At 48.3% G+C, this 20,559-nt stretch carries 15 protein-coding genes; 7 read left to right on the top strand and 8 right to left on the bottom strand.

Going from position 1 to position 20,559, the window contains the following annotated elements:
* Window positions 1-46 precede the first annotated feature (46 nt).
* Both SD53_RS11195 and SD53_RS11190 read left to right on the top strand, forming a co-directional pair.
* Window positions 47-1,975 carry an alpha-amylase family protein gene (locus SD53_RS11195; protein WP_082101855.1) on the top strand — a complete coding sequence of 643 codons (1,929 nt, stop codon included), beginning with the start codon at window positions 47-49 and terminating at the stop codon, window positions 1,973-1,975.
* Window positions 1,976-2,190: 215 nt separating this feature from the next.
* Window positions 2,191-3,075, top strand: a complete 885-nt coding sequence (locus tag SD53_RS11190; protein ID WP_046520322.1) for a sugar phosphate isomerase/epimerase family protein — start codon at window positions 2,191-2,193, stop codon at window positions 3,073-3,075.
* Between the two features lie 55 nt (window positions 3,076-3,130).
* Here the strand turns inward: SD53_RS11190 and SD53_RS11185 are convergent, their stop codons facing one another.
* The 7 genes from SD53_RS11185 to SD53_RS11155 form a co-directional block, all read right to left on the bottom strand.
* A complete protein-coding gene (locus SD53_RS11185; RefSeq protein ID WP_046520321.1) occupies window positions 3,131-3,892 on the bottom strand; it encodes a 3-keto-disaccharide hydrolase in 762 nt (253 codons plus the stop codon).
* Between the two features lie 54 nt (window positions 3,893-3,946).
* A complete protein-coding gene (locus SD53_RS11180; protein ID WP_046520320.1) occupies window positions 3,947-4,549 on the bottom strand; it encodes a gluconate 2-dehydrogenase subunit 3 family protein in 603 nt (200 codons plus the stop codon).
* A gap of 1 nt (window position 4,550) precedes the next feature.
* The gene (locus tag SD53_RS11175; RefSeq protein WP_046520319.1) at window positions 4,551-6,242 is read right to left on the bottom strand and encodes a GMC oxidoreductase; all 1,692 of its coding nucleotides are present in this window, start codon (window positions 6,240-6,242) and stop codon (window positions 4,551-4,553) included.
* A gap of 110 nt (window positions 6,243-6,352) precedes the next feature.
* Entirely contained in the window at window positions 6,353-7,255 is a 903-nt protein-coding gene (locus SD53_RS11170) for a hydroxypyruvate isomerase family protein (RefSeq protein ID WP_046520318.1), read from the bottom strand.
* Entirely contained in the window at window positions 7,252-8,484 is a 1,233-nt protein-coding gene (locus SD53_RS11165) for a nucleoside permease (protein ID WP_046520317.1), read from the bottom strand. The genes SD53_RS11170 and SD53_RS11165 overlap by 4 nt, the downstream gene beginning before the upstream one ends.
* Window positions 8,485-8,578: 94 nt before the next feature.
* Window positions 8,579-9,637, bottom strand: coding sequence for a sugar phosphate isomerase/epimerase family protein (locus tag SD53_RS11160; RefSeq protein ID WP_046520316.1), 1,059 nt, complete (start codon window positions 9,635-9,637; stop codon window positions 8,579-8,581).
* Between the two features lie 53 nt (window positions 9,638-9,690).
* Entirely contained in the window at window positions 9,691-10,857 is a 1,167-nt protein-coding gene (locus SD53_RS11155) for a Gfo/Idh/MocA family protein (protein ID WP_046520315.1), read from the bottom strand.
* Window positions 10,858-11,210: 353 nt separating this feature from the next.
* Between SD53_RS11155 and SD53_RS11150 the strand changes: the two genes are divergently transcribed.
* From SD53_RS11150 to SD53_RS11130, 5 genes are all read left to right on the top strand, one after another.
* On the top strand, window positions 11,211-12,224 hold the full coding sequence (locus SD53_RS11150; RefSeq protein WP_046520314.1) for a LacI family DNA-binding transcriptional regulator: 1,014 nt from the start codon (window positions 11,211-11,213) through the stop codon (window positions 12,222-12,224).
* Between the two features lie 31 nt (window positions 12,225-12,255).
* Window positions 12,256-13,155: a sugar phosphate isomerase/epimerase family protein gene (locus SD53_RS11145; RefSeq protein WP_046520313.1), complete on the top strand. Its 900-nt coding sequence runs from the start codon at window positions 12,256-12,258 to the stop codon at window positions 13,153-13,155.
* Between the two features lie 279 nt (window positions 13,156-13,434).
* Window positions 13,435-15,921: a TonB-dependent receptor domain-containing protein gene (locus SD53_RS11140; protein ID WP_052749353.1), complete on the top strand. Its 2,487-nt coding sequence runs from the start codon at window positions 13,435-13,437 to the stop codon at window positions 15,919-15,921.
* Between the two features lie 104 nt (window positions 15,922-16,025).
* Entirely contained in the window at window positions 16,026-17,522 is a 1,497-nt protein-coding gene (locus SD53_RS11135; RefSeq protein WP_052749352.1) for a 2OG-Fe(II) oxygenase family protein, read from the top strand.
* The gene (locus tag SD53_RS11130) at window positions 17,519-19,030 is read left to right on the top strand and encodes a tryptophan halogenase family protein (protein WP_046520312.1); all 1,512 of its coding nucleotides are present in this window, start codon (window positions 17,519-17,521) and stop codon (window positions 19,028-19,030) included. The genes SD53_RS11135 and SD53_RS11130 overlap by 4 nt, the downstream gene beginning before the upstream one ends.
* Window positions 19,031-19,084: 54 nt before the next feature.
* Here SD53_RS11130 and SD53_RS11125 read toward each other — a convergent pair whose 3' ends face one another.
* A complete protein-coding gene (locus SD53_RS11125; protein WP_046520311.1) occupies window positions 19,085-20,332 on the bottom strand; it encodes an MFS transporter in 1,248 nt (415 codons plus the stop codon).
* Between the last annotated feature and the right edge of the window lie 227 nt (window positions 20,333-20,559).

Genomic DNA, 20,559 nt, shown 5'->3' with positions numbered 1-20,559 from the left:
TGAAGTTCTATTAAGCACAGTATAGTGCAGGCACGGATCGGGGCAGATGCAGAAAACCACAACACAGTTACTGGAAAATCCAGAACTGTTAGGCGTAGAAAGCCAAAAAACACTTAAACGATTAAGTTCATCTTTAAAAACTACAGCAAAAGACAGTTGGAACGAGCTGCAGCTAAGGCTGGAGCAACAGTTACCCGTTCTGCTTGAGCTGTATTTGAGTTTGTATGGCGATCATTATGACTGCTATTACCAACTGGAACAGTTGCTAAAAATACTGGCCAAAAGCTCCGCTCAGCGGCCGGAGTATTTACGCCAGCAAGATAACGAGCCACAAAACTGGCATAAGACTTCGCATGCTCTGGGAGCCGCTTGTTATGTCGACTTATTTGCCAAAGATTTTCAGGGGCTGACACAACGTATCCCTTATCTTAAACAGAGCGGGATTAATTATCTGCATCTGATGCCTCTGTTCAAAGCACCGGAGCCAAACAGCGATGGTGGTTATGCGGTATCCGACTATCGCAGCACCATGCCAAAGCTGGGGTCGATGCAACAGCTTGCCGAATTAATGCAGCAGTTGCATCAGCAAGGCATTAAACCTGTACTGGACTTTGTATTTAATCACACCTCCGACGAACATCGCTGGGCAGAAAAAGCCAAAGCCGGTGATGCCGAGTACCGTGATTTCTATTTTTTCCTAACCGAACAGGAGCGCGACCAGTTTGCGCCCAGCCTGCGCGAGATTTTCCCGGAGATCCGCCGCGGTTGTTTTACTCAGGATAAAAGCTCTGGCTTATGGATCTGGACCACCTTTAACAGCTTTCAGTGGGACTTAAACTACGCCAATCCGGCAGTATTTAATGCCATGGCGGAAGAAATGTTGTTTCTGGCTAACCAGGGGGCTTCGGTGCTGCGTTTAGATGCGTTGGCTTTTGTCTGGAAACAGGCGGGCACTAACTGCGAAAACCTGCCGCAAGCCCACACATTAATCAAAGCCTTCAATGCGGTGGCACGTATTGCGGCTCCGGCTTTGCAGTTTAAATCTGAAGCTATAGTGCACCCGGATGAAGTGGTGAAATACATAGCGCCAGAGGAATGCCAGTTATCCTATAACCCGCTGCTCATGGCGCTATTGTGGGAAAGTTTAGCCACCCGCAAAACCAGTTTGTTAACCGAATCCTTACGCAAGCGCTTTGCCATTGATCCACACTGTAGCTGGGTCAATTACATCCGCTGCCATGACGATATTGGCTGGACTTTTGATGACAACATCGCCTGGCAACTGGGTATCAATCCGGATCATCACCGTCAGTTCTTAAATCAGTTTTATACCGGGCAATTTGCAGGCAGTTTTGCCTCAGGTGTGCCCTTTCAGCAAAATCCTGTGACAGGCGATTGCCGGGTTGCAGGCATGTTGGCGTCTTTGGCTGGAGTGGAAAAAGCTGAAATCGACAAAAATCCAACACATCTGCAGCACGCATTGCAGCGGATTTATCTGCTCAATGCTGTCATTTTGAGCATTGGCGGTTTGCCGCTGCTCTACATGGGGGACGAGCTGGGTTTAAAAAATGATTACAGTTATCTGCTGGACCCAGCGAAAAAAGATGACAGCCGTTGGGTCAACCGGGTGGCAGTGACAGATAAACAACTAGCGCAGGCGACTACCACTGACAGCTTATCTGGCCAGATTTACCAGCAATTGCAGCAGTTGATCCAAACCAGAGCCTCGTTGCCTGTGTTAGGTTCAGGCACGACAGAGATTTTACAGGATCACAATCCCCATCTGTTTATCTACCAACGGCAACTGGACGACAAACGCCTGGTGGCAGTGGTGAACTTCTCTGAACATCCACAGCACTGCGAGTCTTTATCAGGCCCGTTATGGTTCGACGAACTGACAGTGCAGAAGCTGCCTGCCGGACCATTGCAACTTTTACCTTATCAGGTGCTGTGGTTAAGCCCCCGCCCCGAATAAACACTCCCCCTGAATAATACCTCCCCGGTGTTTGACTTTTGAAGCCCCTGCCAAGGGGCTATTTTTATGCCAGAACATCGCTTTGCAAAGCTGAAGCGACCCAGCTCCCGCTTTACTGCAGGAAGAACCCGCCAACTAACGCATTTAGCATTGATCTGTAAGCCAGAATAAAGCACTCTGAAACCGCTTCCAACGACAATAAAAAGGACAGGGTTATGCTTTTTTTCAAAAGAAAACTGACAAAAACTGCGGGGATGCTCAGCCTGATTTTAGCAAGCACTGCGCCAGGCTTCAGCTATGCCGATACAGCAGCAGTTGCAGAGACAACACCTCAATTGAGTGTGCAGTTATGGTCTGTCAAAGATGCGATGCAGGCCGACTTTGAAGGCACACTCACCAAACTTGCCGCTATGGGGTTTGATGGAGTTGAATTTGCCGGATTTTTTGGCAACTACGCCAATGACCCTGCAGCTTTAAAAGCATTTTTGGACAAACTGGGGCTAAAAGCTTCAGGTGCTCATGTACCTTTTGAAAAATTAAGCCCGGAGCAACTTAACACCACAGTGGCTTTTTACAAGGCGATAGACTGCCATTATTTAATTATTCCTATGGATCAACGAGCTTTTACCGTCGAAGGCGCCAAAGCAGTGGCCGCTGATTTAGCCGCAGTACAGGAAAAGCTGACGCCATTGGGTATGCAGGTTGGTTATCACAACCACAAACCAGAAATGCTGGGTGAAATGGGCAAAACGCCCTGGGATGTGATAGGTAAAAATACCAACAGCAAAGTGATATTGCAGCAAGATGTCGGCTGGACTGAAGTCGCAGGCAAAGATCCAGTCGATTTTGTCAAAGCCTATCCGGGCCGCACTATTACTACGCACTACAAAGCTTCGGCACCAGAGCCTGGCAATACTGAAGATCCTATTCTTGGCAAAGACAGCACCGACTGGAAAGCCTTGATCAACGCCAATAAAACTATAGGTGGCACGCAGTGGCTGGTGGTAGAACAGGAATCTTATCCGGCCGGTATGACCCCAATGCAAAGTGTTGAGGCTTCACTGAAAGGCTTGCAGGCCATTATCGCCGAAACGAAGTAAAACAACAGAGAACAAAAAGGCTGGTATCCACACCAGCCTTCTTGCCCTAAAGACACTATGAATCCAGCTTACGCACCCAAATATTGCGGAAACTGACGCTGTCGCCGTGATCCTGTAATTTCAGTGGCAAGCAGCCGTGCGCTTTCACTTGAGGCGCACCTATCCATTCCGTAGTGCCAGCAATTTCAGTATGATTTTGCAACAACACACCATTGTGCAGCACTGTGACATAACCTGGCGATAAGCGCTTTTCACCGTCAAAACGTGGCGCTTTGTAGATGATATCGTATTCTTGCCACTCCCCTGTCGGACGGGTTGCATTGACCAGTGGAATAGTCTGTTTATACACAGCACCAGCCTGACCATTTGGATAGGTCTTATTTTGGTACGAATCTAAAATCTGGATTTCGTACATTTCCTGTAAAAAGATGCCGCTGTTGTTACGCAACTGGCCTTCTTTATCCATCCGATCTTTACCAACACGCCATTCCAAATGCAGCTGAATGTCGCAAAACGACTCTTTACTGCGGATATCGCCCGTACCAGGTTTGACCGTCAGTACACCATCTTTCATAGTCCACTGCGCTTCGGCGCCCGTATTCACCGAGGTCCACTGCGACAGATTTTGATCCAATAGCTGTATCGCATCTGAAGGCGCTTGCCCTTTGACTGCAGTTACTACTGGCGGCACCGGAGTCCAGACCTCAGTCTTAGCTGCTAAGGCATGACGCTCTGCGTCGGTTAATGTGCTGATATCAGTAGCGGCCAAAGCTGCAGCGCTGAATGACAGCGCAACGCCAATCCATACATAGTTCATTATAAATACCTTAAAAAAGGCGGACTGAGCCGCCTGTTAATGAAAATAGCCAGCTTAGGTGGCCCAGGCCTTATCACCTTTTTTATAAGGAAGATCGCCATCGTATTTACCCGGCACTGCTACGTAACGCAGTGCTTCAGTGCCACCCACCTGTGAGGTGAAAAAAGTGAATAAACTCAGCTGTTTTAATAAAGTGAAGTAATGCAATTCGCCCTTACGATCAGACGACTTGGAACTGGCCAGAGAACTGCTACCTTCCAGACCACTGGTGCCGCCTTTTTTGGCCTCCAGATCCAGCTGACTCAACAGCGCTAGCTTCTGTTCAGGTTTAAGCGCCATAAAATCTTGCTTAAACTGTTGTTTACTTAAGCTTTTGATATGCTTTAAACCGGCAAAAAATAAGGTCTGATGTTCCAGGCTATAGCAGTCATTGACCAGCACGGCCATCACAGCACCACAACCTGCCGCTTTCGCACCAGGGCTGCTGGTTTGCGGCAGAATGGTGTCGGCAATTTCATCCAGCATCGCCACGTCGTCAGCGGTATAGAGGGTTTTACCGGCATCCGGTGACTTCATGCCTGCCGCCCAAAGTTCTCCGCCCACCATGGCCATCCCTGTGGCCGCAGCAATCATCTTTAACAGGTCACGTCTGTTCATCTTACAGCTCCCCTTTTTTCAGCTGCTCAACCGCGAAATTGGCGGCCCGTGCTGTTAGTGCCATATAGGTCAGTGACGGATTGACGCAGGATGCTGAGGTCATACAAGCACCATCGGTCACAAACACATTAGGTGCATCCCACACCTGATTATTCCCGTTCAGAACTGAGGTTTTCGGATCACGCCCCATCCGGGCTGTGCCCATTTCATGAATGCCCATACCTGGACCATAGTCTCCGGCATAACCCTGTACATTTTTCACGCCTGCAGCTTGCAGAATATCAATAGCGTCCTGCTTCATGTCTTCACGCATTTTCAGTTCATTGGCTTTGAGCTCGACATCCATAGCCAGCACAGGCAAACCCCATTTATCTTTGCGGTTTTTGTCGAGGAAAATACGGTTGCTGTGATCAGGCAGAATTTCACCAAAGCCGCCCATACCTATACTCCATGGACCAGGCTGAGTTAAGGCATCTTTAAAGTCGGCTCCAATGCTCAGTTCTGCCACATTGCGGCTCCAGCCCTGACGACTTGCCGACCCCTGGTAACCAAAACCACGCAGATAATCGCGCTTATCACTACCCCAGTTGCGGAAACGCGGAATATAGAAACCAGAAGGACGACGGCCAAAATAGTATTTGTCATCAAAGCCTTCCACTTCACCAAAAGCGCCAACGCCTAAGTGGTGGTCCATCACGTTGTGACCAAGTTCACCGCTGCTGCTGCCTAAGCCGCCTTGCCAGATATCGGTGGCGGAGTTCATCAAAATCCAGGTGGAGTTAAAGGACGACGCGTTGAGGAACACAATGTTACTTGTGAACTCATAGGTCATGTTGGTTTCGCTATCCAGTACTTCGACACCACGAGCTTTTTTAGTGTTTTTGTCGTACAACACTTGGGTAACAATAGAAAAAGGCCGCACCGTTAAGTTGCCGGTTTTCATCGCCACAGGTAAAGTGGCTGACTGGGTGCTGAAATAACCACCAAAAGGGCAGCCCAACCAGCACTTATTGCGGTACTGACAACCCACCCGGTTTTGCTCCGGTTTAGGTTGTGTGATATTGGCGCAACGGCCATGGATCATGTGTCGACTGCCACCAAAGGCCTTTTTCAGCCGGGCCGCCACACTTTGCTCGACAATATTCAGCGGCACCGGAGGTAAATACTGACCATCAGGTAACACATCCAGACCATCGCGAACACCAGCAATACCAGCAAAACGCTCGGCATAATCGTACCAGGGGGCTAAATCCTTGTAACGGATAGGCCAATCGACCGCAATACCATCTTTGAGGTTAGCTTCAAAATCCAGCTCGTTAAAACGGTAGCTCTGACGTCCCCATAATAACGAACGCCCGCCTAAGTGGTAACCACGGAACCAGTCATAACGTTTGACTTCGGTGTAAGGCGACTCTTGTTCATTAGCCCACATACCAAAAGTACTTTCATTTAACGGATAATCGCGCGACAACACCGGATAATCTTTTTTCATCTGATTGGTTGGCTTGTCGCGGTGTGGATAATCCCAGGCTTCTTTAAAAGCATTCGGATAATCTTTAATGTGTTCGATAGGCCGACCTCGTTCCAACATCAGCACTTTCAGGCCTTTTTCGGTCAGCTCTTTGGCGGCCCAGCCACCGCTGATGCCAGACCCCACCACTATGGCGTCGTAATGATTCTGCGCAACTGTCATCTTGTTGTCCCCTGTTGGGCGGGTTTTGTACCAGTCATATCGGAATGACTTTGGCTACATGCCCTGTTTTCATTATGTATGGCAAAGCAGTCTGGCCGCTTTGTCCCGGTTTAAACATCACAAATACGAATAGCCTGAGCCAATGACTGCGCTCTGCCTTCTTTGGTTTTGGGTGTTGGTACAAATTCCTGCGCCAGATAGCCGGTAAAACCTATATCTCGAATAGCTTTAGCTATAGCGGCGTAGTTCAGCTCCTGCGAGTCATCAATTTCATGGCGGCCCGGCACGCCTGCAGTGTGATAGTGGCCAAAATACTGATGGTTGTCTTTGATAGTACGGATAATGTCACCTTCCATAATCTGCATATGGTAGATGTCGTATAACAGCTTAAAGTTCTCTGAGTTCAGTCGCTTGCATAGCTCAATAGCCCAGGCAGAGCCATCGGCCAGATAATCCGGGTGATCGACTTTGCTGTTAAACAACTCCATCTGCAGCACCACCCCTCGTTTTTCGGCATGAGGCAAAATCTGTTTCAAACCAGTGACCGCATTTTGCAGTGCTATTTCTCTGTCCATACCACGGGCATTGCCGCTAAAACAGATCAGGTTTTTATAACCCGCTTCTGCCACTAAATCGATGTGCTTTAAGTAGCGTTTTATCAGCTCTGGATGGAACTTAGGATCAGACCAGCCATCCGTCAGATTCAGTTCAGCACCATTGCACATAGAGCTGTCCACGCCATGTTTTTTCAGTACAGGCCAGTCTTCAGGGCCCACTAAGTCGATGGCACTGAAACCTAATGATTTGACCAACAGGCACAGCTCTTCCATCGATAAATCACCATAAGTCCAGCGACTGACCGAATGGCGGATATTACCTTTGAGTGCACCAGTAGTTGATGGTGCTGCAGAGGCCGCACCTGACAGCAATAAACCTGAACCCAAGACCGAGGCACCAATAGCGCCAGCAGCCAGTTGCTTTAATAATTCACGACGGGGTAAGTGCTGATTCATGGCTGTTTATCCTCTGCTTGTTGCAGTGGCTCGTTTTTAAAGATAACGGCAAACAGCACCAGCACAACACCAGCAAATACTGCAGGGAATAACCAGATCGATGTCCAGTCTGTAGATTCAGCACTGGTGTAAGCCTGAGTGATTTGGCCTGCTACGCTAAAGCCAATCAGCATACCTATACCGTAAGTGGCCAGCGTGATCAGCCCCTGAGCAGCGCTGCGGATTTTCACACCAGCTTTGCTGTTGGTATAAATCTGACCTGACACGAAGAAGAAGTCATAACAAATACCGTGCAGCGCTATACCAATCACCAGTAACCACAGACCCTGACCTGCATCACCGTAAGCAAACAGCACATAACGTAATACCCAGGCTGCCATACCTAACAATAAGGTCCAGCGAATCCCAAAACGATTCAGAAACAGCGGTAAAGCCAACATAAATAATACTTCAGACACCTGGCCTAAAGTCATTTTGCCTGTGGCATTTTCAACACCTATACCGGTCAGGAAAGGGTTGGCATTCTGGTAATAAAAAGCCAGTGGAATACAGATCAGTACTGAAGCTAAAAAGAACAAGGCGAAGTTACGATCTTTCAAAAGTGCTAAAGCGTCCAGCCCCAGCAGCTCACCTAATTTTAATTGTTGACCACGACCGGCAGGTGGTGTTGCAGGTAAGGTAAAGCTGTATACACCTAAAGCCAGAGAGGCCACAGCACACATCAGGAAAGTATTTTTCAGTGCGCCATCTGCGATAGCCTGCTGAGCATCCCAGCCAAAGGCATAACTGATGACTAAACCTGCAGCTATCCAGCCGATTGTGCCCCAAACGCGGATTTGACCAAACTCCAGTTCTGGTTGTTTTAACTGACCAAAAGACACAGAGTTCACCAGCGCCAGAGTTGGCATGTAAGCCAGCATGTAGCCTAAAACCAGCGGGTAAAAGGTAGTAAAATCAGTGGCCTGATACATAAAGTACATCAGCACAGCGCCCACTAAATGCAAAAGACCCAATAAACGTTCAGCGTTAAAAAAACGGTCGGCTATTAAGCCGACGATAAATGGCGCAATAATGGCGCCCCAGGATTGAGTTGAAAACGCCATGCCTGTTTGTGGGCCAGTGGCCTGCAGGTTCTGGCTTAAAAAAGTACCTAAAGTGACAAACCAGCCACCCCAGATAAAAAACTGCAAAAACATCATGCTGCATAAGCGTATTTTTATACTGTTCATCGTCTTCCCCGTTGTACCCTTTATCCTTAAAGCTGCAGAGGTGTTGGCTGCTTCATCAATGATTGTGGGTAATTGAACTATTATTTTTATGCGACTAAGGTTTTAACCCCAAAATCCGGCGGTTACGCGCTTCGTCTGTTTTTGCTCCGGCAAAGTCATCAAAGGCTCTGCCCGCTTTTTCAATCAGGTGAGACGCGATAAATGGAGCTCCCTCGCGTGCGCCCTGGCTTGAATCTTTTAAACAACATTCCCACTCCAGCACGGCCCAGCCATCGAAATCGTACTGAGTTAATTTGCTGAAAATACCTTTAAAATCAACCTGACCATCGCCTAAAGAACGGAAACGCCCTGGTCGTTGGACCCAATTCTGATAACCGCCATAGACACCACTGCGACCGTTTGGCCGGAACTCAGCATCTTTGACATGAAACATTTTGATCCTGCTGTGGTAGCGGTCAATAAAATCTAAATAATCCAGCTGTTGCAGCACAAAGTGACTTGGGTCAAACAGGATATTGGCGCGCGGATGGTGATTGGTAGCCTCTAAAAACAGCTCAAAGGTAGCGCCGTCATGTAAATCTTCGCCCGGATGGATTTCGTAACACAAATCCACACCCGCTTCGTCAAAGGCATCAAGAATGGGCAACCAGCGTTTAGCCAATTCAGCAAAGCCCTGCTCCACTAAACCTGCCGGGCGTTGTGGCCAGGGATAGACCAAATGCCACAATAAAGCGCCGGAAAAAGTCACATGAGCTGTTAAGCCTAAATTCTGACTGGCTTTAGCGGCCAGTTTTAACTGCTTAATCGCCCATTCGGTGCGCTCTGCTGGTTTACCCCGTAAAGCCTCCGGAGCGAAGTTATCAAACAGCTCATCATAAGCCGGATGCACAGCCACCAACTGGCCTTGCAAGTGAGTCGACAGCTCGGTGATTTCAACACCTGCAGCACGGCACTTCGCCTGTATGTCATCACAATAATCCTGACTGGTTGCTGCCAATTCCAGATCAAAAAAAGCCGGATTGTTGGTGGGCACCTGAATGCCTTTGTAACCTAAATCAGCAGCCCATTTGGCCATACTGACCACGTGGTTAAAAGGTGCTTCATCACCCATAAACTGAGCCAGAAATATGGCTGGTCCTTTGATTTTACTCATCTGTGATCCTTGAGCCAGCGTGCTGGCTAATCAAAAAATTCAATGCCGCAGCTTTATTCAACAGCAGGCACAGCCAGCCATTTTTCATTGCTATGCTGACTGCTGCTGACAGTTTCAATAAATGCCATACCCCGCATCCCGGCTTTAATGCCTGGTACACCAGTAGGAGTACCTTTTTCGCCTTTGCGGATCGCCGCAGCAAAATCGCGGTATAAATTCCCCATAGCTTCCAGATAACCTTCCGGGTGGCCTGCAGGCAAACGACAACGACGGGAGGCTTCGGCGCCTAAACCGGGCTGACCAGCACCGGCCCTTAACACCTGAACCGGCGCACCATGAGGTTTCACCAGTAGCGTATTGGGTTCCATCTGATGCCATTCCAGACCCGCCTTATCGCCATAAATACGGATTTTCAGCGCGTTTTCTTCACCGGCACAAATCTGGCTTGCCATCAGCACACCGCTGGCACCGCCATTGGTGCGGAATAAAGCTGCACCATCATCATCCAAGCGACGACCCGGCACATGACTTTTCAGCTCAGCACATAATTGGGTGATCTGCTGGCCGCTGATAAATTCCGCCATACCAAAAGCATGAGTACCAATGTCAGCCATACAACCACTGGCACCGGCCTGAGCCGGATCGGTGCGCCAACTGGCTTGTTTGTTCTGACTGCTTTCTAAATCTTCCGTCAGCCAGCCTTGTGGGTATTCGACAAAAATTTTACGGATAGTGCCTAAAGTACCGCTTTGCACCAGCTCTTTAGCCTGCCATACCATAGGATAACCAAGGTACGTATGAGCCAGGCCATAGAGGCTATTGCTGGCGTTCAGATCCACAGCCAATTGCTGAGTTTCAGCAAGCGTGACACCCGCAGGTTTCTCGCAAAATACATGAAAGCCTGAGGCTATCGCAGCACGACTGATAGGCACATGGAGCTGATTAGGTGTGACTATGACCAATAGCTGCATACGTTCGTTGTCAGGTAACGCAGCTTCTTTTTGCAGCAGTTCCTGCCAACTGCTGTACAGCCGGTTTGGTTCAATACAGAGATCCCGCCCTGTGCGCTGATTGTTTTCGCCATCCCGGCTAAAAGCGCCACAGACTAACTCAATCTGACCATCTAAAGCGGCAGCATGACGATGGACTGCGCCAATAAAGGCTCCCTCGCCACCGCCGACCATACCCATACGAATTCGTTGTTTAGCTGGGGCTTGCATGGTTTTTTCCTTGTGGTTTACAGACACAAACACAACATGACTGTAGAACAAAAACTGAAACTATAAAAAATGTAACGGATTACATTTTGAATCGTCAATAGAAAATCCGTCGTTTGTCGCAAATCCTGCACTTTAAATGCACAAAGATGAAAAAAAGCCGCACCAAACCAGAGCATTTGCACTAATTAACGCCGTAACTTTCGTTAAATCTAGCTTCACATTTTCAAAAAACTACTTTATAAATGATAACGGTTACATTGTGATTATCAGTAGGCCAAGAGCAGAGTAAACAGATGCATCGCATTGAATATCCAGATAAAATCCGGAGCAAATTCTTAAAGTGAAACAAGCCCATGTCCACTATTCGTGATGTAGCACAATTGGCCGGAGTCTCTGTCGCCACTGTGTCACGCGCTTTGCAGCAGCCTGATTTAGTCTCACTGAAAACCCGCACTAAAGTGCTGACCGCAGTGAAGCAGCTTGACTACAAACCTAACTTAATGGCGGTTAAATTTCGCTCAGGTAAAACCCGTAATTTGGTGGTGCTGGTGCCTACAGTGGCCAACGTGTTTTTCGCCCGGGTGATCAGCGGTATGCAACAAGCTGCTCATGACAAAGGCTATTCATTGCTGTTATGCAACACATTGGCTGACGAAGAAATGGAGCAAAGTTATGCCCGGATGGTGCACACCTCGCAGGCTGATGGCCTGATTCAGTTGCGTGCGCACAATCCTTTTGCCCATCTGGAGATGAAATCAGATTCGATGTTGCCTATGGTCAATGCCTGTGAGGTGTTAGACCGCATCGCCTGCCCTACTGTGCTTTTAGATAACAGAGCAGCGGCCTGCGCTATGACAGAACATTTACTGGAACTGGGTCATAGACGTATAGCGATGATCAAGGGCCCTGCACGCAGCCCGTTAACCCGGGACAGGGTGGCGGGCTACAGAGATGCGTTAAATGCAGCAGGTGTGGCTTTTGATGAAACTTTATTGTTGCCGGGTGATTTTACCTTGCAGTCTGGCCACAAGGCCGCCACCGAATTATTGGCGTTGCCCAATCCACCTACCGCCATCTTTTGCGAAAATGACGAAATGGCCATAGGTGCTATTCAGGGGATTAAACAAGCAGGTCGGTCTGTACCAGCAGATATTTCTGTGGCTGGTTTTGATGATATTTCTTTTGCCGCTTTTGCTGATCCGCCGCTGACCACTATAGCTCAGCCTGCAGAAGAATTTGGCAGCACAGCTGTCAGCTTACTCATAGATTTAATCGAAGGTCGTCTGGGTAAAGCACCTAAAGTCATTTTACCTTTTGACCTTATTCAACGTGCCAGCACAGGTCCTGCTCCGGCAGGGTTAGGCTGACTTCATCACCGAGCCATAGCAGGAGCAAACCATGCCATACGATCATTCGATCAAGAAACAAAAGCCGGAGTTGCTGGATCAACAACGTCGACAATTTCTAAAACTCAGTGCTCTGGGTTTAGGTGTCGCAGGTTTAGGTATGGCATCTCTGCCAGTATCTGCTGATATCAAAACCGCAGTCACTACAGCCAAAGTGGTTCCAGGTTTACAGCTCTATACCCTACGTGACCTGATGGCGCAAAGTGTGACCGACACCCTAAAACTGGTGGCTGGTGTAGGTTATACCCAGCTTGAATTTGCCGGTTACTACGATCAAAGCCCGGCCGCGTTAAAACGCATTATGGATAGCGAAGGTTTAACTGCTCCATCTGCGCATGTGCCTTTAGAGGTGATGCAAAAAGAGTTAGATAAAGTCATAGAGCAGGCCTTAGTGGTGGGACACAAATACCTGGTGTTGCCCTATCTGATGGACACAGACCGTAAAACTATTGATCAATACAAAGCTCTGGCAGAGTTTTTAAATAAAGCTGGCGAAAAAATTCGCTCTGCAGGCATGCAATTGGCCTATCACAACCACGACTTTGAGTTTGTGAAGCTATCAGGCCAGGTGCCTTACGATGTGCTGTTGAATGAAACTGACGCCAAACTGGTACAAATGGAGCTGGACTTGTACTGGGTGGTCAAAGCAGGCTTGAGCCCGCTGGAATTATTCGCCCGCCAACCAGGGCGTTTCCCGCTGTGGCACGTGAAAGACATGGACAAAGCCGGTGGTTTTGCTGATGTTGGCAAAGGGGTGATAGATTTCAAACCTATATTCGCCAAAGCAGAGGCCGCAGGTTTACATCATGCTTTTGTTGAACGCGATCAGACCGACAACAGAGTTGAAACCATACGTCAGGGTTTTAGTGCATTAAGTCGTTTATTAAGCTAATGATTTCTCTATCATTCATTTAAAAATAAGCCGGACTTTTTAGCCCGGCTTATTTTTTTCAGTGATCAAAATTCACACAACGATAGCATCATTTGGATTGATTATTTTCTGGACAGACTTGACAGCGGTTAAATTCAGAAGTAAAACGATTAAGAGATGAATTAAAAAACTTCATCCAATGATTCAATAAAGCGACTCTATGGCAAAAAGCTGGCAGTTGCTTTTTTATAAAAAAATAACTTAATCGATTAAGTAACTACCCGACAGGGGGCAAATACAATGTTCAAGCAACAGAAAGTTTCAATCGCAGTACGGCAGGTTTTATTCGCATCCACACTGATCGCAACTGGTCCTGTCTGGGCGCAAAGCACAGCAGCTACAGAAGCAGCAAGTACAGAAAAAGCTGAAACTGAAGCCTTTGAAACTATAGTGGTTACAGGCAGTGTGCCGGGCCGTACCCAGATTGAATCTGCTATTGCGGTTACCAGCGTAGATGCAGAGATGATCAAAGATTTCCAGCCTAGCTCCGAAGCTGAAGTGTTTCGTATGATACCAGGCATTCAGGTGGCAGGTACTGCAGGTCCTGGCGGTAACTCCAATATTGCAGTAAGGGGTTTACCTGTGGCAACTGGCGGCTCGCCTTTTGTACAAATTCAGGAAGACGGTTTACCTACCGTATTATTTGGTGATCTGCAGTTTGGTAACAACGACTACTGGACCCGTTTTGATTCAAGCGTGGACAGAGTAGAAGGTGTTCGCGGTGGTACAGCAGGAACTTTCTCTTCTCAATCCCCTGGCGCTATTATCAACTACATCAGCAACTACGGTGAAGTTGAAGGTGGTTTACTTCGTCTGAACACTGGTGTTGGTCATGACGAGAAAAAAGTTGATTTCCGTTATGGTGGTTCGGCCAGCGACAGTGTGAATTTCCATGTCGGTGGTTATGTCAAACAAGGTAAAGGCCCGTTAGATGCTGCGTTTAATGTCAGCGAAAGCGCGCAGGTAAAAGCCAACGTCACCAAATTCCTTGCAGACGATGTCAGTTATTTCCGCGTACTGGTCAAAGTAGCGGATACTCAGGAACCTAACTATACAGGTGCGCCAGCTCTTGCTAACTACGACGGTAACAGTTTCAGCGATTTACGTCCTTACCCTGGTTTTGATGGCCGTAATCAGTCCAACTACTCTATCCATAATCAGGAGTTTCTGATCGTCAACCGCGAAGGTGTAACAGAGCGGGTTGAGATGTCAGGCATTACCACTGAAGCATTTTCTTTAGGTAACGAGCTGCATTACGAATTCAAGAACGACATAGTTCTGGACAATAAAATGCGCTGGACTGATATGAGCGGCGGCTTTACTTCGCCCTTCTTCAATGCAGCCACCACAGCCAGTGTATTGGGTTCAACAGTCAATGGTGCTGTAGTAAACAGTATTCGTTATGCCAATGGCCCTCAGGCCGGTGAGTTATACGATTCTGCCTATCTGAATAACAACACCAACGTGAATACTAATATTCGTGACGTTGGCAGCTTTGTAAACGACTTAGCTGTATCGAAAGAATTTGCTATAGACGACAACACTTTTACCGCTCGCGCTGGTTATTTTTACATGAACCAGAATGTGGCAGCGGACTGGCATACCAACAGAACCTATTCTGAACTCAGCGGCGATAACCCGGCTATGTTGGATTTATTTGATGACGCAGGCAACCAGTTAACTGCAAACGGTATTGCAGGTTTTAATGACAACTGGGGTGCAGGTAACGCCCGTGATTATGATTTAGCCTACACAGATACAGCCCCTTACCTGGCGCTGGATTTTGATACGGATCTGTTTACGCTGGACGCCAGTGTACGTCGTGATACGGTCGACGCGTCAGGCTGGACTGCAGCTGGTGGTGAAGTCTTTAACACTGTAGTGGATGGCGTAGCTATTCCAACGCTGATCCCCAATGGTGCGCGCGAAAACCTGAACTACTCTGTCAGCTACACCTCCTGGACCGTTGGTGGTTTGTATAAACTCAACGAAGACACCAGCCTCTTTACCCGGGCATCCAAAGGCGGCCGTTTTAATGGTGATCGTCAAACCGTCAGCGGTAAAATCAATGCCGATGGTTCGTTAAATCAGCAAGGCTTAACTTCAGCGGTCGACTTTGTTAATCAGTACGAGCTGGGTGTGAAACGCCGTGGTGAAGTGCTGGATGGTTTTTATACTTTTGAACTGACCTTACTCAAAGGTGACTTCAAACAAAGCACCTATGAGTTATCTGCAACCCGTTGTGGTGGCGTGGCTGGTGGCTGTGTGATTGACGCTGAATACAAATCTCAGGGTGCTGAAATTCTTGGTACAGTGCGGATAGGCGACTTCTCGCTGGTGGGTAACGCTACCTATTCAGATGCAGAAAAACTATCAGCTGGAGCCACCAACTGGACCCGCGCTGATGGTATTCCGGATTTAATTTACACTCTGTCGTCCAACTATCATATTAATGATCAATGGGTAACAGGCTTAAATATTACCGGCCAAACTTCAGCGATTGACGGTGCAGGCAATGAATATCCGGATAACTACACCTTAGGTGGTAGTCTGAGATACAGCCCAACTGATAATCTGGAATTTGGTTTTCAGGTGTATAACCTGACGGATGAATTTGATATCCGTGGCAGCGGCGGTTTAGCAGACGCCACAGTCACACCGACCGTAATTTCAGGAAATCCTGTGATTGGCCGCACAGCAACAGCTTCAGTGACAGTGACGTTCTAAACTGTCATTCAGGCATAGCGAAAAAACAGGCTGGTAAAGTGCACTCTGCTTTACCAGCTTTTTCCGTTTGATGCGTATTGGTGTAATTGCTTCAAGGACACTGCATGACCAGAGTTCAGCTGGCACAACAGCATTTGCAACAAGGCCGCGCCGATTTGGCGATCCCGCTGCTGCGTCAACAGCTTGAACAGGCACCGCAGGATGCCATGGCCTGGAAGCTAGCAGGTTTTGCCTGGCATGAAGAACAATATGAAACGGAAGCTGTGCATGCATTTAGTCAGGCTTTTGCACTGCAAGACTCCGATGCTTCAACCCTGATGGCACTGGCGCAAAGCCGCTTTTTGGCAGGTTATTCTGCTGTCGATCAGTTTTATCAACTCACCACTTTGACTCCTGACGATTTGAATGCCTACCGTGGTTTAGCTTTGGCTTTAGCCGCTGACGGTGAATACAGCCTGGCTGAGCAGCTGTTAGTGCAGAATCTGGCAGCTCATCCGCTCTGGCTGGACGGCCACAAGTTATTAAGCAGCATGCGTTTTACCTCAGGGGATAGCAGCCACTTTTCCGATAACTATCAACAGGCATGCGCACAACAACCGACAAATCTCAAGCTGTGGCTGGACTGGTTTCGCTGCCACGCTCAGTTAAAACAATGGTCACACTGTGAGCGAATTTTAGCATTAGCCGAACAGCACTGTGGTGGGCACTTGCAACTGACCTTAGCCCGGCTTTTTGTGGCTGCAGAATCAGGCGACCATGCAAAAGCGGCCTTGTTATTTACAGAGACAACCAGGGTACAAGATCCGGTGCGGGCTATGGCACTCACCCGGTTTCAGCTGCGCCATGGCGATGTAAAAGCGGCGGAACAAAGTGCCCTGCCCTGGCTTCAGACTACATCAGCCACAGTGTTTTGGCCTTATCTTTGTTTAATTTGGCGTCTGTTGGGGGATCGCAGAGCCAAGTGGCTGGACACAGAATCTATGCAGGTAAAAGCCTTTGATTTGCAGTTAAGTAGCAACGAATTAAATCTGTTATGCGCTGTGATACGCTCTTTACATACAGCCAAAGCACCTTTTGCCGGGCAATCGGTGCGGGGAGGCACCCAAACCGATCAACATATTCTTCTACGTCATGAAAAGCCGCTGCAGCAGTTAAAACACAAATTAAAAACTGCAGTAAAAAGTTATGTCGAGCAACTACCAGCTGCAGTCGCTGCGCACCCCTTATTAGGGCGAACACGGGACCGGGCTTTGCAAGGCCGCTGTCGTTTTAGCGGTAGTTGGTCTACTTTACTGAAAACTCAGGGTTTTAATGTCAGCCATACCCACCCATCTGGTTGGCTCAGCGCAGCTTTGCACCTTCAGATCCCAGCGGCAGAACAATTGGGGCGAGCACCCGCCGGCTGGCTGCAATTTGGCGCGCCACCGGCTGAGCTTCAGCTGCCATTAGATCCTCAACTTCAGCATCAACCCCAGGCTGGTACCCTGGTGTTATTTCCATCCACTTTATGGCACAACACTGTGCCTTTTGAGTCGGGTGAACGTTTAACTCTGGCCTTTGATATTGAACCTCAGCCTTTTATTAGCGGAGAGCCTGGATGAGCTATGCAGCAAACAATAGCATCAAAAAGATAGTGATAGTGGGTGGTGGCACAGCTGGCTGGATGACAGCTGCAGCCTTAAGCAACGCCTTACAACAAGGCTGTCATATTACACTGATTGAATCTGAGCAAATTGGCACAGTTGGAGTGGGCGAAGCCACTATACCGCCGATCCGCTTGTTTAACCAAAGCCTTGGCATCAACGAAAACGACTTTATCCGTGCCACTCAGGGCTCTTTTAAACTGGGTATTCAGTTCATCAACTGGGGGCGGCAAAACCACAGTTATTTTCACCCCTTTGGCAGCTATGGCCGTCAGTTTGACCTGGTGAGCTTGCACCATCACTGGCTAGCTGCAAAAGCGCAAGGCAAAGCCGACTCCTTAGATAGTTACTGCATGGCCTGGGTAGTGGCACAGCAAGGCCGTTTTGCGCCACCAGTCACAGATCCGCGCCATGTATTATCGACTCATGATTATGCCTACCATTTTGACGCTGGCCTTTATGCCAGCTATCTGCGCCAGTACTCCGAAGCCAAAGGCGTGCTGCGTATCGAAGGGAAAATCAGCGCGGTAAAACAAAACTCTATTTCAGGTTTTATTGAAGCAGTGCAGCTGGATAATGGTCAATTGCTGGAAGGCGAGCTTTTTATCGACTGCTCCGGCTTTCGCGGTTTGTTGATTGAAGACACACTAAAAACCGGCTATCAGGACTGGTCACACTGGCTGCCCTGCAACAGAGCCTGGGCTGTGCCCAGTGAACGCGGTGAATTTACCCCATACACCAAATCCACAGCTCATCAGGCAGGCTGGCAATGGCGCATCCCCCTGCAACATCGCACCGGCAATGGCCATGTCTTTAGTAACCACTTTATCAGCGAGCAACAAGCGCAGGATGTTCTGCTGCAAAACCTCGGAGCCAAAGCTTTGGCAGAACCCCGAATGCTGCAGTTTGTGACAGGGCGACGAAACTTATTCTGGCATAAAAACGTGGTGGCTATAGGCCTTGCCAGTGGCTTTTTAGAACCGCTGGAATCGACCAGTATTCATTTAATTCAGGCCGGTATAGCCAAGCTGTTAGCGCTGTTTCCGGATAAAGATTTCGACCCTCTGCTGACAGAGGAATACAACAGAGTCGCTATTCGCGAAATAGAAAATATCCGCGACTTTATTATTTTGCATTACAAGCTGACAGAGCGGAATGACAGTGAAATGTGGCGTTACTGCGCCGCCATGCCAGTACCAGATCCACTGACTTACCGGATAGAACAATTTAAACGTCAGGGCCGCTTAATACCGGGCGAAATGGATTTATTTGGCAACACCAGTTGGCTAGCCGTGCATATAGGCCAGTTGAATACGCCACAAAAAACCGACGCTGTGCTGGCCTATCGCAGCATTGAAGGCGCAGAGCGCTTGGCTAAACTCAGTCAGGCACTGCAGGCTGCAGCTTTATCTTTGCCTACTCATCAACAGTATATAGACCAGCACTGTAAAGCTGCTTCGCTTTAAACTAAAAACAACAAAGGCAACCTTGGCTGCCTTTGTTTTGAAACCAGCTAAAACCTAATCATGCCCAAGAGCTAAACGCCTGGCTGCAGGTTGGACAAAATGATTCCACCACAGCCCCAGCATCAGCAGCAAAGCAAAACCTGTGGCCAGATAAAAACCATAACGCACATCTCCCATCGCATCACCCACTAAGCCCATCAATAAAGGCCCCAGGGCCGCCGCTAAAGCAGTGAACGCTAAAATTAACCCTGCAGCAGCGCCATGCTGCTGACGCGGGAAACAGCTAATGCCTTTGGAATTCAGTGTTGGGTACATCATCGACATAAAAAGCCCGGACAGCGGCATCAGCCATAAAGCCAGAGCTACACCGTAGATCATACTCAAAGCAAAACAGATAAAAATAGCGCTGCCAAACCAGGCCAATAAAACAGTCCAGCTAAAGCGTAGCAGCAACCACTCGGCTAAAAAGCGACCCGCAGTGCGCAGAATAAAAAACACCGTAATAGCATGAGTGGCCAGCACAGTGTAATTGCCATCGTAACTTTGTAATAAGGTGGGCAACCAAACAAAAATAGCCACTTCAGTGGCGACATAACAGGCAATAGCCAGCGAAAACCCCAGCGCATATTTATCTTTTACCAGCGCCAGACTTTGCCAGATAGAAGTTTGTTGTTGCGGCTGATAAGCCGGATAATCCAATCGGGATGCCATAATCAACAGCACTGCACAAATCAGCCCGGCCAGCAGGTACAACTGAGTCCAGTTGATGGACGCGGCAATGAGTAAACCGACCAAGGCCGGGCCAAAAATAGCACCTAAACCAAAAAAACCTTCGACTCGGTTCATCAGCCGGGTGTGACTGTCGGCATCAGGGCTGACATCGCCGACCAAAGCCAAAGCGCCGGTTTTGAATAAACCAATACTTAAACCGCTGACACCCAACAGCAGCAGGTAAAACAGAAAACTTTCGCCAAAAATAAAAGCCACACAAGCTATGGCATAGAGCGCCAACCCCGCCAATATCACTTTTTTGCGGCCAAATTTATCGGCATAACGGCCCAAAAACAAACCGGATAAACCGATAAACAACATAGGCACATAATGAAAAGCGGCGGCTTCAGTCAGGCTAAGCTGAAACTGCGCTACAACTTGCGGAATAATCACGCCGACCGCATCTGTGGTCATGGCAAAAACAAAAAACATCAGGCAGGTCATCCACTTCACCTGAGTAAAAGCACTGGGCGAAAATGGCGCTGCAGATGAAGGTGGCGAACTCGCATTTAAAGAGTGAGCTTGTTGCATGGGTTTACCCTGTCATAGTGCGCTTTGCTAAAGCGCTGGTTTTTATCAGGATCTTTGGTTTTATTCACCTTAGCTTTTTAAGCCATAAGACCCATAAAATCCGGCGCGTCCCACCCTCCCCAGGGCACAACAACAACGCATCCGGTTGGTCAGATTGTGTTCATCTGATTGTGCTTTAAAACTACAACTTAATCGTTTAAGTGGCAATAAAAATTTCAACTATAGGG

The organism is Rheinheimera mesophila, from assembly GCF_000986865.1.
GTDB lineage: Bacteria > Pseudomonadota > Gammaproteobacteria > Enterobacterales > Alteromonadaceae > Pararheinheimera > Pararheinheimera mesophila.
The sequence above is the reverse complement of the archived record's forward strand: the minus strand, read 5'-3'. Positions and strand labels throughout refer to the sequence as shown.